The sequence below is a fragment of the Peribacillus sp. B65 genome, assembly GCF_058513295.1.
This window is the reverse complement of sequence record NZ_CP195840.1, coordinates 5,442,006-5,455,074: the sequence shown is the minus strand read 5'-3', so window position 1 is coordinate 5,455,074 and position 13,069 is coordinate 5,442,006. Positions and strand designations below refer to the sequence as shown.

Below are 13,069 nucleotides of genomic sequence, written 5' to 3'. Positions count from 1 at the left end.
GATGGAACGAAGATGCCCCTCCTTGTAAACGGGTTATATTATAGGAGAAATAAAAGAATCTATATATGGTATATGGAGTATTCATCAAACCCAAGTGTTTCTGGGAGAAATAAAACCTAAAATTGTATCTTAAAAATATAAATTTTTTATGTATCAATACCATACATTTTACGAATAATCCACCCAAGATTTTATTTCGTAAACCATAATGAAGAAGAATGGAAAAAAATAAGAAACTGTCTATTCAAGAAAGGATACTACCATCCATAGGACTTCTTAGTATCGTAACCTATTGGTAGAACTATAAAAGCCAGTCTCTTAAAAAAAGAACTGGCAACTTTCTCTATTACATTCTTTTTGCTCCTAAATATCTTTTCTTCCAATATCTAATATCCATAGAGGAAATGCTTACACCATTTGATGAGGAGCTGTGTATGAATTGATTACCACCTATATAAATACCAGCATGTGAGGCACCAGGTTTATAGGATTCAAGATGTACTGGACTCATAAAAACACTAGAATTTCATTCGAAAATAAACAAATAAAGGGCTTTTGGATCAATAATTAGTATTATGTAAACTAAAATGAGCTCACTTTTCTGATAACCTTATATTGAACATAGTAAACAGAGCAAACCACAAATGTTGAACTTCCGTACTTGGACCTGTAAATACATATTCATTATTGCACCCTGCGAAGGAATCCCGAAAGGACTATTATAAAACTCCTAGACCACAGTTTATAAAAAAGCAACCGTTTTATATCCAAACGGTTGCTTTTTTTCATTGCTATAAACGATTCCAAATTCTCTTTAAATCTATTGGTACGAACACTTTATCCCCATGTATTTCCTTATGTATGATGAGATGTGAAAAGTATGGTTCTAAACTTAACCCTTCTGTTTTATGTCTAGCTGGATTTATTGATGATAGGAGCCCATTCAGTGCACTTACACCATTAGATTTAAATCTCCACACACATAACTGACAAAGAACTTGAATATCATTTACAGGCATCGTACTCAATGAAATTTAATTGATTGAAGTAGCATACAGAAAAGGATGGAGAATTCGCTCCTTCACTTTCTGTATTATGGCACAAAAATCGAAGAATAGTCTTGGTCTACGACTATCAGATGAACTTTTCCACCTTATTTAAGGGCAGTTTTTATAACATGGTGATTATCATACTTATACCTTGGCTAAAAGCTCCAAAGGTTTACTGAGCTTTCTTGAAAAGATTGCCTAATCAAAAAGGAGATAGAGCAACATTTTGGTCTAGATCATATTTAAGCAAAAGTTGCAGTACTAAAATACTTGCTTTATTATTTAGGGTATAGTATATTAATTGACACATCAACTATTGAGCTATCAATTATTTTGTCTAACGTATGAAAAGAGGGTGTTTCTTGACGAATTCATGTTCTAATGAATCTTTTATTTTATATATAATGAACTGCCTTAACAAACAGATAAGTTCAAAATTTGAAAGTTGTACGGGCATTAGTCAATCAAGACATGATATCTTATATCAGCTTTATCAAGTTGATGAAATTAGTCAAACAGCACTTCAAAAAAAGGTTAACATTGACGGTGCAGCGATTACCCGGCATTTAAAACAACTTGAAGCGACTGGGATGATTTTAAGACGCAAAGATCCGGAGGATAATCGATTTACTCTTGTCTGTCTTTCAGATCATGGTCGCAAACAAATTATTCTCTACCAAGCTGAAAAGGCTCGTTTTGTCACTTTGATGCTTAAAGATTTTAAAGAAGAAGAACGTCAAGAGTTAACAGATATGCTGACACGCATTCAAAAAAATATAAGCCAAGTCTAACACTTGATTCGTTACAATTTGAAATGAGAATAACTATAAATTAAACTACTAAAGTTAAAAAGAGGAGACTATCAACTATGACTACTACAGCACAATTAACAAATGATTTCAAAGAAATTGTCACAGGACGCCGCTCCATAAAAAATTACGACAAATCCGTAAAAATCAGTAGGGAAGAAATGGAGGAAATACTTACCTTAGCGACACTTGCTCCTTCTTCAGTTAATATGCAACCATGGCGCTTCCTTGTAATTGATAGTCCTGAGGGAAAAGCAACACTTGCACCTCTTGCTCGCTTTAACCAAAATCAAGTCGAAACATCTTCCGCAGTAATTGCCGTATTTGGTGATATGAACAATTTTGATAACGGCGAAGAAATCTACGGTAAAGCTGTAGATTTAGGGCTTATGCCTTTAGAAGTAAAAGAAAACATATTAGCCTCATTTGCTGGATATTTCGAAAAAATCACTAGTGAAGAAATGAAAGAGGTCGTTCTAGTTGATGGTGGTCTTGTATCCATGCAACTAATGCTTGCGGCTCGTGCTTATGGCTATGATACAAATCCAATCGGTGGCTATGAAAAAGACCAAATCGCAGAAGCTTTTGGATTAGATAAAGATCGATACGTACCAGTTATGCTAATTTCAATCGGTAAAGCAGCAGATAATGGTCATCAATCAGTTCGTCTTCCAATTGATAAAGTCGCACAATGGAAGTAATGTAATAAAGAATCCATTCATTAAATTTCAACCGAGTATGTTATTTTTACTTTAATTATATATTAAGTTTATTATGCTTAACAAAAGAGAGGATGACGTTTAATGATTATCATTCATGCCGTATTCAATATTAATCCAGCAAAACAAGATGCATTTCTAGAGGAGATTCAACCGCTAATCGTAGCTTCAAGAGCGGAAAGTGGAAATGTTTCTTACACTCTTCACAAAGCTACAGAAAAAGACAATGAATTTACAATGGTTGAAGTTTGGCAAGATCATCTAGCGGTTGCAAGCCATAATTCAAGTGAGCACTTCACCTCGTTTGTTGGTAAAGCTAAAGAATTCCTTTCTTCACCTTTAAATGTTAACGCATTTGAAGGACAACCATTAAAATAATGAATTAAAATGTATGGGATTTCCTATATCCCATCTTATAAAACAAAGAGTTGCTGCTTCGGTAAAACAGGCTGCAACTCTTTGTTTATTTCTATTCCATTTTCTCGAACATCACGCGCTTATTTGGCGTACATAATCTGTGTGACAATTTCCATGGAAAGAGGAATGCAAATAGTTCCATTTATTTATCGAATTCAGTTTTGCCAAAGCATCCGCCAATGTTGTATTAATCGGTTCTTCTTTATTTTGCTTCTTCATGAAATTGGAGATTTCGTTGTTTGACACTTTTTGATTTTTCACGGTTTTTACGAATTACAGCCACGTTTGTGCAAGACTTAATGCTGTTGCATATAAAAAAACGGTTAATTTGAAAAAGATGGTCAAAAACCAAATGATAGCCATCATCACTTCAATCCTCGTTAAAAAGTTACCCACGTTGATTTTTTTGGCTAATACATAGCTAGGATAAATCTGAATTTCCGTCATATCAGCTCCGATGACTAGAATCGTTAAAAGCGAAATGATGGTTAACATAATCCCTCCCATAAGAGTTCCTATCCAAAGGGCTTTTCCCACATTTTGTATCCGATTATTATATGGAACGAACATTTAAAAAAACAACAAGTTCTAAAAAGGTAGAACCAATATATGGAACAGCAACAAATGCACTTTCTCCATGATATTGGTACAGTCGAATCCAAGTGATTAATACTCCAGAGGTAACACCAATAGATTTAGCTATGCTTTCCTGTCCCTCTGTACCTTCAAGATATCTCTGTACGGCTTGTATTTTCTGTTGTGCTGTAAATTTGGCCATAAAGAAACTGCACCCCAATTGTTAGATGTGTCTAACAATTGGGGTGCAGTTCATATTCGCTAATGTTTTTTATTTTTTTTCCGGAATGCGTTGACTGCTAATAAGAGTAATGGAAGAACAAGTCCGTATGTTGAAACGTATAGCGGCCAAACCTCTTTGTCAAATGTGGCTGAATGGGCGACATTGGGATGTATAATTAAGGAAAGAGCAACCAAGATCATCCCTAAAGGTAGCGTGAGTGGGCGATAATTGTTTATATTCAACGTTTGTGCAAGACCGATAACGGACGCGTAAAAATAAAACGCCATTTTAAAATAAATAGTGATAAGCCATATGATGGCGATTATGGCTTCTACCCGTTGCAAAAAATCCCCTACGTTTATCTTCCTAGCCAAAGCATAACTTGGATACATCTGTCTGGCACTATTATCAGCACCTAAAACTAAAATAGTTAAAGTGATAAGGATGATTAAAAAGATTCCTCCAATGAGCATTCCGATAAAAAAGTTTTTTTCAGCTGCTTTTGGTTGATTCATTGAAACAGGAAAAATCATTAATAAAACAATCAAAGGCAAAGAAAAAATACTTGTAAAAAGAAAAACAGCCCGTATCATCGGTTTTAATCCTGTTTCAAATACGGGTTGTATGTTTTCAAACTTAAATTGAACTGGAGGTAAAAATACTGAAACCACTAGAATTACGAATAAAAAAACAATGAAAGGAAATAAAATTTCTCCAGTACGAGCCAACGTTTCAAGACCAAGGCGAATTCCCATAATTAAGATGCATGCGAAAAGAATTTGGATCGCTTCAATAGGGGTGTCCGGCATGATCTGTGTCGTCAAGAAATTACCAACATAAAACAATAGTTCTCCAGCGGCGTAAAGTGAAAAGAAAACAAACGTAAGAGAAATTGCCTTACCTAACCATTTGCCGAGAAGTGTTTCATTGATTTCAACCAGTGTCATAGTGGGGAACATCCTGCCTATAGCGATATATAAAGCCACCACCAATAAACCTATGCCTGTACCGATTACAGCTGCAATCCAAGCATCTTGTTTTACCTCTTGAGCCAGACTTCCAGGAATCACCAAGATGGTCGTACCTATAGAAAATAAAATAACTAATATTGCAAATTGCCGAGCACTAATTTTAATATCTTTTACCATAATTCAACATCCTATCAATGGTTATTATCCCTGTATAAACCCAACCAATTATTTTATTTTTTTCAGGAATGAATTACCAACCGTACCGACGCGTCGGATTTCTCCTTGTACCTTTATATTTACAGGCAAGTTCTCAAAATTTTTATCCCAATCTTTTTTGAGTTTTTCCCAAGCTTTAGGATCAGCTCGATGAATCGCCTCACCAAATCCAAAAATGTCTACTTTTTCATTTTCCTGTACCTGTTTTATTGCCTTTTTGAACATTTCCTCCGTTTCTTTTTCATAAATTTCCTCTAATTTTTCAAACGTTTCTGGTTTTGTCAAATCGATATGGCATTCTACTTCACCTACATTGCCTTCCACACTAACATTTAGATCTATCTCAGGTTTTCCATTCTTTATCTTACCCTTCATTTCCGTGTTTGACTTTTTCACTTCATACACAGCTTTTCCGCCTTTAGGACACGGTATATTCACAACTGTACTTTTCTCCTTGTTTGTAATGACGTTATACGTTTTGCTTTGTTTCTCATCTAACCAACCGACTAATTTATCCATTTTGAATGCAGCTAAGTTACCATACTTTACTCGAGCAGGGGGATTAATCATTTCTACATTCTGTTTGCTCAAAGATGTTTCTTCATCACCTTTTATAACTGCTTGGATTCCTGTTAACACTGGCCTTTTTCCGTCACTTACCATATCCGCGATCAATTCATCTAATGTAACGGCACTTGTACCTGCCCATGCTTTTTCCGAGACTTCAAGGGTAGCAAACAAATTATTGGCAGGTATTTTTTCTAAAGCTGTGGGCACCTTCAGGATATCTTCTGCATTCATTCCCTTAGCTACGGTGATATAAAAATCTGAGCGCATTTCCCAATCCCTAGAGAGAAGATCTAATGGTTTTCCAATTCCTTCTTTTGCTAATGACTCACCAATCACGAGCATTCGAAGATGTGAGGGATATATTTTTCTTGGGGATTCCTTTGTCATTTTTCGGACAGCTTCAAATACGGTTTTCCCTTTCGCCTGATAGATGACGACCGGTGAAAGGCCGGAACCTCCCCCCCCTTTTCCCTGAGATACTTCTCCTGGATTTACCACTTGGGCGGTTACAAGATATTGACCATCCCTTGTACTATCTAGCCCTATGGCCAGCGTTATAGCAAGTTCATTTAATTCACGACGATTCCAGCAACCCGTAGTAAATAATAGAAATACAATCAGCATGATAAGCATTGTAAAGCTCCGTTTCATAGGTTAAACTCCTTTCTCTCGATTTTTTTCTATTATTTGGTTTATTACGGATTATTTTAAAGTGTCGATTTCATTTTTATGATCCATCTTCGCTCTTGCCCAAACGTTGAAATTAAAGAACTACCGCATGTTGACTTTTCCCCTAGGGATGATCATCATCAGCTTATCTCTTTTCAGTTTTCCAAATATAGTCTATTTCCAAGCATCTTTAAAGACTATATTGATTCCTTACTCTCTAACTTGTAGGCTTTTTTTCTCTCTAATATTATTAGGGCTAGCGATCGTTCGAAAAAAAAAGTAAATCTGATTGGAAAATAAATTCGCACATAAAAGATAGAATACATGTTACGGTAAATGCTTCTAAAAAAATAACAACCTTCAAGGTTTTAAATGTCGTTGGCCGGACGGAGGAACAGGAACAGGAACGGAACCGCCAACCTTATATACGATAATCTATAAAGTAAATGATCACATACCCATTTTTGCCGTTCTAAGCATCTTTTGCCTATTCCATTTTCACTTTAATAATGTCTCAATCATGTCGGAAAGCGGTTTATAAATAGCTGTAATCCCATCTAGTGGATTGGGAATCTTGATATTCAGCGCTTGGGCAATGCTTAACGCGGTACCGAATAGTAGAAGAATGGAAAATATCCATAATTCCTTTTTTAATTTATTCCTCAACAGATGAGGAACATCGATCGCGATAATCACAGCGACGATGACAAGGATTCCTGCAACAGCCACCACTTTCGACTACTCCTTTCTCTACTTTCTTTATAACAGAATGGGATACGGTACCGTCCAATCTTTGTATCTACCTATACATTCACAGACAAGTCAAAAATGTTTATTCCAATCCTTCTTATACCTTTTTGGTAGCTTAGAATCGCAATGATAAATGACTTCATCCAATCTAAATAGAAGCATTTTGTGTATTTTGATACCATTTAGAAAGCTTTGTTTTCAATCTTACATTTTATTCCGCGGTGGTTTCGGTGCCGAAGCGTGTTCGCGTTTATTGTTTTTCTGGCTGATTAAACGGGGCCGAGAAAACATCCCCCATCTAGGTACCCGAATAAACGTATCCTTCATGTCTTCACGGATATAAGGACCAAAAGGACTCATATAGGGAACCCCAAAGGAACGCAAGCTGCACAAATGAAGAACAAGCGCGATGAAGCCAACGATTAACCCGAATATGCCAAAAGAAGCGGCAAGCGCCATCATCGGGAAACGGAGCATTCGAATCGACATGGACATGGTAAACGCAGGAAGCACAAAGCTTGAAATAGCCGTGATTGCAACAACGATTACCATGGCAGCAGATACGATTCCAGCGTCTACCGCCGCTGTTCCAATCACCAATGTCCCTACAATAGATATAGCTTGACCAATAGCTTTTGGCATTCGTAAACCAGCTTCCCGCAAGATTTCAAACGCCCCTTCCATTATGAGAGCTTCAATAAATGCAGGAAAGGGAACCCCTTCTCGTTGAGCGGCTAGACCGATCAGCAGTGGAGTTGGTAACATTTCCTGATGGTACGTGGTGATAGCGATATATAAGGATGGTCCTAGTAGAGCAATAAAAATAGAAAAAAAACGAAGCAAACGAATAAGGGTGCTAATGTCTGCACGCTGATAATAATCTTCCGCAGACTGAATAAAGGAGATGAACAGTGCTGGGACGACTAGAACAATCGGCGTTCCGTCCACTAGTATGGCAACTTTCCCTTCCAAAAGCTCGGCGGCAATCACATCAGGGCGTTCCGAATAATATATAGTCGGAAAGGGACTGTTTGTTTCATCTTGAATCAATTCCTCAATATAACCACTTTCTAGGATTGCATCGATATCAATTCGATCCAGACGCTTGTGCACTTCTTCGACGACTTTGTTATTCACAATTCCATCGATATACATGATCGCTACATCGGTTTTGGTCAATTCCCCAATTTTTTTCGATTCCAACCAAAGTCGGGGGGTTTTTATTTTTCGGCGAATTAACGCCGTATTGGTACGCAAGTTCTCCGTAAAACCTTCCTTTGGCCCCCGAACAACGGTTTCCGTGGTGGATTCCATAACACCACGGTCTTTTCCACCACGCATACCGATTGTAAAACCTTGTGCATATCCATCCAATAAGAGAATAACATCCCCTGATAACAAGGAAGTCAATAAAGAACTGAATTCCGTAACATCCTGTATGTCTCCAACCGCAAGGATGCAATCTCTCAATACTTGTAAAACATTCTGGTGAGACGATATCATTTGCTCCTGATCGGGATGAATATCTAACATGAGTGATTCCATGATAAAGTTCTGAATGGCATTAGTGTCCACCAAACCATCGGTATAAAAAATACATGCCTTAACGATTCCCTCTTTGCCAATTTGTATTTCTCTAATCACGATGTCGCCGCTATTTCCAAGCTGTTGCTTTACATGTTGAATGTTTCCTTGGAGACTTGTTTTTAACAAGTCTTTGTTCGTTTCCTTATTTTGATCGCTTTGCTCGAATAAGAAGCGATTACCGTTGTTTTTTCTTTTTTTCTTAAAAAAACTCATACATTTTTCCCTCACTCAGTATTTTGATTCTTTAAAAGGTAGACTTATTAGAAGTTATTGTGTTACCGAATGAAGTGAAGTGTTTGATGTCTTCATTATTATCCTGCCTATTTTCCAATTTTTAATACATTAAGGAAATAAATAGTTCTCGACAATAAAACGTGTTTGTAGAGAAGCAGGAACCTCCCTTTCACAAGCTACGCCTTCAAACGGTTGCCCGAAACATTTATGAGCGATCATCGTTATAAAGTGCAGGGTAACCTTTTATTGAACAGGAATATATGGAATTCCACCGTCCAAGTGAAGTCACAGTCCTCACACCGTTGACTGTAAACAGGTACATGAATATAGAGGGTTCCTCCATTCGAAACCCAGACATGGCGGAGCATTCGATGGTTAGAACTGGTATGATCTTACTCGGTTTAAAACATAGCGGACATACATTAGGATTGAGAAGTTGCTATCAATGTTTTGGTTTGGTCACGATAACATTAGAGGAAGATTTTTCTTTTTCAATATCCAGTACGTTTTGTTAAAGGGGAGCTAAATCCGTCTATACTTGAAGGAATTTCATACAGTTTCTCATTCCTCAAATCGTTTCTGTACCCTATCGTTTATTAATGTTAGATGGTCATGAGTGTTTTGTTCTCTTATCCATTGTTGTACCTTAAACAATCGAAAGTCGAAGGCCCTTTGAAGTAATCCAGTCAACCGATATTGGAAGAAGTCCTTTTTCTTGAGTCTCATAAGAGCATCTTCATAAGAAGAAAAGCAGAGCTTTTGAAAAAGAAACCAATCTAACGTCTGTTTGATGTTCTCAGGGTTCTTCCAATAATTAACTGGAACGTTAGCCAATTCCCACGGTTGAAAATGACCAGGATACACAGCATTAATCACTTGATAAGGAGAATAATCAAAAGAACGAAAAATACCATTAAGTTTTTGATCTTTAAAGAAGCGATGGTTGATTTTCAAAGGAATTTCTTGATGGGGTATCTTGCATTTTTCTTCAATCACGAATCGAACGACTTCAATTGCCCTTTTTCTTCCGTTTTCCCCATGCCAATAATTATTGGAAACTTGATTGAATTCCCAAGGTTGAAACTTTCCAGGGTAAGCATTTTCAATTACCACTATAAAACCCTTCCATCCATGAACATGAGAAGGAGGTCGTAAACGGTGATTCCAAAGGGTTTCCGCTTTGACTTTTCGAGGAATTTCTTCTATAGGAATTCCTAAGTACTCTTCAATGAGGTAACATGTTAGGAAGGCTAAATATTTCATTCCCTGATCTCCTACAAAAAAGTGGTTAGGAAATCGTGCTCTTCTTCCATCTAATACATCCCGATAAATTTGGATTATTTTTTCTTTTTCTTCCATAGGAAATCGCTCCTTTCTCTATTGCAAACTATATCCAAAAATTAATATAATACCAAATTAACTCCATCTAATGCGTTGGCCTTACCATCTCATATCTTGTTCTAACCACTTGAGATATAGGGGGATTACTGTGACAAGAAAGAGGTAAAACGGCTGCACATAAAAATATGATAATAAAGTTGTTTAAAATTGGACTGTAAAACTCTTGAGATTCATGGATTTCCCCTTTTTTAAACCATTTTTTTGTTACTTAAAACACTTAATCGACTTTATTGTTTTTAAACACCTTATTGTCATTCAACATCTTTTGGTGGTTTCTTAGGGAATTTCATTCTGTTTGGTCCCTTCCTTTTTTCGAAAGGCACTTATTCCTAACAATAGTAGAGGAAGAAATAGCCCATAGGTTGAAGCATGTACCATAAAAATGCCTTTATTGTATTGATTATAATCAAGAATATCAGGATGTAAGGTCACAGACATGACAACCATAATCATCCCTAATGGTAAAGTAAGTGGTCGATAGTCTTTTACATTTAATGTTTGGGCAAGACCTGTAATCGCTGCGTAAAAATAAAATATCAATTTAAAATACATTGAAATAAACCACATGATAGCCATTACTGCTTCAATCCGTTGTATAAAACCCCCTACATTGATTCTTCTGGCTATCGCATAACTTGGATACATGTGTCTCGAAGCAACATCAATACCTAAAACCAAAATGCCTAAAACGATAATGATGGTTAAAAAGAGGCCCCCGATGATTATTCCTGAAAAAAAGGCTTGTTTGGCTTGTTTTGGCTGATTTACAGACACGGGAAAAACCATTAATAATACAACAGAGGGTAGACAAAAAATGCTGACAAAAATGAGGCTTGACCATATAATGGGTTTCATTCTTACTTCGAATATAGGCTGTATGTTCTGAAAATCGATTTGAGGAGCAACAGAAACGACCAAAATGATAAATAGGATAATGAAAAAAGCAAAGAAAATCTCGGCCGAACGAGCCAAGGTTTCAAGTCCAAGGCGAATTCCCATGATCACAACGCACGCAAAAAGAATATTGATCATTAATACGGGTGTATCAGGCATCATTTGTGTCGTCAAAAAAGTCCCAACCTGGAATAAAAGTCCTGCTGCAGAGATAAATGAAAAGAAAACAAACGCAAGAGAAACGGTCTTGCCTAACCATCTTCCGAGAAGTTTTTCATTAATTTCGACTAATGTCATATTGGGATAACGGTTTGCTAAGGTAATGATTAACGCCACTAGTAATAAACCTAGTCCTATACCGAGTAATGCTGAGATCCAGGCATCTTGTTGTGCCGTTTTTATGATAGCAGCTGGAATAATTAAGATGGTCGTTCCTATAGAAAATAAAATCACCAAAATACAAAATTGACGAGGGCTGATTTTAACGTTTTTTACCATATTCTACACTTCCTTGCAAATATCGACTGAAGAATCACGAGTCGCTAACACTTATTCCTTAAAGACTCCCTTTGAACAAACTCAAAATTATAGGATTGAGTAACCCCATTCAAACTAGCTGTCACAATCAGGAATAGCGAATTGATGGAAACATTAAAATTCGACATAAAGAGCCCTTGTTTACCAAACGAAACGTAAAATAAAGTCCGACTACCCAGGAATATTGAGTTTCATTACAGCTCTTAACATTTCTTTTTTCTCCTTTTAGGTAATTATCACCATCTATTTAATATTCTAAACAAAAACAGGCAGCAAACTACGCCACCTAACATCCTATTGCATTTGTTGTTTTTAATAAAAGTTCGATCAGAATCAGCTCCTATCATTGAGAAATCAATAATGGTTTAAGAGAGAGGATCTTTTTGATCAAACTTTATTCCAAACATTGCCGGTATTGCTCCTTAGATTGAAGTGATCCGTGCTGATCAAGTAGATGAAGCGTATGAGCGTGTTCTCCGTAGTGATGTGCGTTATCGATTTGTTATTGACATCTCTACTTTGTAGTTCGTAAAGACACTTTCTATCACCTTAAATTAACTTTGATGCAAGAGGGGGCAGCCAATTGAAAGTTGGTTGGCCCCTCTTTTATTCCTTAGAAAAAAGGTCTTTATTAAATCTTAAAAGCCAAATAATCTCTATTTTTTAAACTACATCTAATATTAGATACTTAACGTGAAATAAAAAACAAGCAGTGTCCTAAAAACACTGCCTGTTTTAATAGTTTATTGATGACGAAGTATCCTTCAAGATACCTTTCCTTTTCCCCTCGCTCTTCTCCAGGCTTTTCATCCCTTTTTAATGCAGATTTTTCATCTAATAAAGCCTTTCTTCTTGCTTCATTTGCGAGTAATACTTCTGGATCTTGAATTACAAGTTCCCACTAATCCATGTTTTTTTAATACCTGGACTTCCTCATAATAAAAACAAACAACCAATCATCCTTGGTTGTTTATTTTTATTTAAAGCTAACAAAGAATCCCGTGTTTGAAACTCTAACATTCTCTATTAAACTCTCTAGCACTAATCTATTCTCTAATAAAACATCAATTAAAGAGCCCTATTGTTATACCAAATTTATTTAATAACTATATTTTCAAATCTTTTGTTCTATTTTAACTTTTTCATTCAGTAATATATCAATTTTATTGGTCAATTGATATATATCTTGTTGAAAATGACTCTCTGTTATTTTATCCTCTATAAGTAAGTCCAATGACCTATCTGTATTTTTTAATACATCAGCTTTAATTTCATGTGTTGAACAGTATGATTTACCTGTTATTCTTCCTTGCCTGCTGCCATATTCATGTTCGCTTCTACATTCTCCTGGCTGATGGTGGTGAATGGTAAATTTCGCTTTCCTGAGAAATTCTCAAGCAGGTCTTTGACATCAATTCCCGAGGATGCCTTTAATGACTCCTGCAAT

The 13,069-nt window shown here is 36.3% G+C and carries 13 protein-coding genes and 2 pseudogenes; 4 read left to right on the top strand and 11 right to left on the bottom strand.

Going from position 1 to position 13,069, the window contains the following annotated elements:
• Positions 1-346: 346 nt before the first annotated feature.
• The gene (locus ACSR9O_RS26975) at positions 347-511 is read right to left on the bottom strand and encodes an NlpC/P60 family protein (protein WP_491725399.1); all 165 of its coding nucleotides are present in this window, start codon (positions 509-511) and stop codon (positions 347-349) included.
• A 900-nt stretch (positions 512-1,411) separates the two neighbouring features.
• Here ACSR9O_RS26975 and ACSR9O_RS26970 point away from each other — a divergent pair.
• The 3 genes from ACSR9O_RS26970 (at position 1,412) to ACSR9O_RS26960 (ending at position 2,955) form a co-directional block, all read left to right on the top strand.
• On the top strand, positions 1,412-1,840 hold the full coding sequence (locus ACSR9O_RS26970; RefSeq protein ID WP_491725398.1) for a MarR family winged helix-turn-helix transcriptional regulator: 429 nt from the start codon (positions 1,412-1,414) through the stop codon (positions 1,838-1,840).
• A 77-nt stretch (positions 1,841-1,917) separates the two neighbouring features.
• A complete protein-coding gene (locus ACSR9O_RS26965; protein ID WP_056529677.1) occupies positions 1,918-2,559 on the top strand; it encodes a nitroreductase family protein in 642 nt (213 codons plus the stop codon).
• A 102-nt stretch (positions 2,560-2,661) separates the two neighbouring features.
• Positions 2,662-2,955, top strand: a complete 294-nt coding sequence (locus ACSR9O_RS26960) for a putative quinol monooxygenase (RefSeq protein ID WP_056529674.1) — start codon at positions 2,662-2,664, stop codon at positions 2,953-2,955.
• A gap of 111 nt (positions 2,956-3,066) precedes the next feature.
• Here the strand turns inward: ACSR9O_RS26960 and ACSR9O_RS26955 are convergent, their stop codons facing one another.
• From ACSR9O_RS26955 to ACSR9O_RS26915, 9 genes and pseudogenes are all read right to left on the bottom strand, one after another.
• Positions 3,067-3,255, bottom strand: coding sequence for a hypothetical protein (locus tag ACSR9O_RS26955; RefSeq protein WP_491725397.1), 189 nt, complete (start codon positions 3,253-3,255; stop codon positions 3,067-3,069).
• Positions 3,256-3,267: 12 nt separating this feature from the next.
• On the bottom strand, positions 3,268-3,564 hold the full coding sequence (locus ACSR9O_RS26950) for a GerAB/ArcD/ProY family transporter (RefSeq protein ID WP_491725396.1): 297 nt from the start codon (positions 3,562-3,564) through the stop codon (positions 3,268-3,270).
• A 52-nt stretch (positions 3,565-3,616) separates the two neighbouring features.
• A pseudogene (locus ACSR9O_RS26945) lies at positions 3,617-3,772 on the bottom strand (transposase); the annotation flags it as partial.
• A gap of 59 nt (positions 3,773-3,831) precedes the next feature.
• Positions 3,832-4,941: a GerAB/ArcD/ProY family transporter gene (locus ACSR9O_RS26940; RefSeq protein ID WP_491725395.1), complete on the bottom strand. Its 1,110-nt coding sequence runs from the start codon at positions 4,939-4,941 to the stop codon at positions 3,832-3,834.
• 48 nt (positions 4,942-4,989) lie between these two features.
• Positions 4,990-6,201, bottom strand: a complete 1,212-nt coding sequence (locus ACSR9O_RS26935) for a Ger(x)C family spore germination protein (protein WP_491725394.1) — start codon at positions 6,199-6,201, stop codon at positions 4,990-4,992.
• 516 nt (positions 6,202-6,717) lie between these two features.
• The gene (locus ACSR9O_RS26930; protein WP_141995103.1) at positions 6,718-6,951 is read right to left on the bottom strand and encodes a hypothetical protein; all 234 of its coding nucleotides are present in this window, start codon (positions 6,949-6,951) and stop codon (positions 6,718-6,720) included.
• 222 nt (positions 6,952-7,173) lie between these two features.
• Positions 7,174-8,769, bottom strand: a complete 1,596-nt coding sequence (locus tag ACSR9O_RS26925) for a spore germination protein (RefSeq protein ID WP_491725393.1) — start codon at positions 8,767-8,769, stop codon at positions 7,174-7,176.
• Between the two features lie 582 nt (positions 8,770-9,351).
• Positions 9,352-10,149, bottom strand: a complete 798-nt coding sequence (locus ACSR9O_RS26920) for a DUF4046 domain-containing protein (protein WP_491725392.1) — start codon at positions 10,147-10,149, stop codon at positions 9,352-9,354.
• A 318-nt stretch (positions 10,150-10,467) separates the two neighbouring features.
• Positions 10,468-11,583: a GerAB/ArcD/ProY family transporter gene (locus ACSR9O_RS26915; RefSeq protein ID WP_491725391.1), complete on the bottom strand. Its 1,116-nt coding sequence runs from the start codon at positions 11,581-11,583 to the stop codon at positions 10,468-10,470.
• A 465-nt stretch (positions 11,584-12,048) separates the two neighbouring features.
• Here ACSR9O_RS26915 and ACSR9O_RS26910 point away from each other — a divergent pair.
• Positions 12,049-12,147 (top strand): annotated as a pseudogene (locus ACSR9O_RS26910) (NADP-dependent alcohol dehydrogenase); the annotation flags it as partial.
• A 774-nt stretch (positions 12,148-12,921) separates the two neighbouring features.
• Here ACSR9O_RS26910 and ACSR9O_RS26905 read toward each other — a convergent pair.
• The coding region (locus ACSR9O_RS26905; protein ID WP_491725478.1) for a hypothetical protein at positions 12,922-13,069 on the bottom strand (148 nt) is incomplete at its 5' end.

Excerpts from the sequence above, each read along its gene's own strand:
- ACSR9O_RS26975 (WP_491725399.1), bottom strand. The coding sequence starts at position 511 with ATGAGTCCAGTACATCTTGAATCCTATAAACCTGGTGCCTCACATGCT.
- ACSR9O_RS26965 (WP_056529677.1), top strand. The coding sequence starts at position 1,918 with ATGACTACTACAGCACAATTAACAAATGATTTCAAAGAAATTGTCACA.
- ACSR9O_RS26960 (WP_056529674.1), top strand. The coding sequence starts at position 2,662 with ATGATTATCATTCATGCCGTATTCAATATTAATCCAGCAAAACAAGAT.
- ACSR9O_RS26950 (WP_491725396.1), bottom strand. The coding sequence starts at position 3,564 with ATGTTCGTTCCATATAATAATCGGATACAAAATGTGGGAAAAGCCCTT.
- ACSR9O_RS26940 (WP_491725395.1), bottom strand. The coding sequence starts at position 4,941 with ATGGTAAAAGATATTAAAATTAGTGCTCGGCAATTTGCAATATTAGTT.
- ACSR9O_RS26935 (WP_491725394.1), bottom strand. The coding sequence starts at position 6,201 with ATGAAACGGAGCTTTACAATGCTTATCATGCTGATTGTATTTCTATTA.
- ACSR9O_RS26925 (WP_491725393.1), bottom strand. The coding sequence starts at position 8,769 with ATGAGTTTTTTTAAGAAAAAAAGAAAAAACAACGGTAATCGCTTCTTA.
- ACSR9O_RS26920 (WP_491725392.1), bottom strand. The coding sequence starts at position 10,149 with ATGGAAGAAAAAGAAAAAATAATCCAAATTTATCGGGATGTATTAGAT.
- ACSR9O_RS26915 (WP_491725391.1), bottom strand. The coding sequence starts at position 11,583 with ATGGTAAAAAACGTTAAAATCAGCCCTCGTCAATTTTGTATTTTGGTG.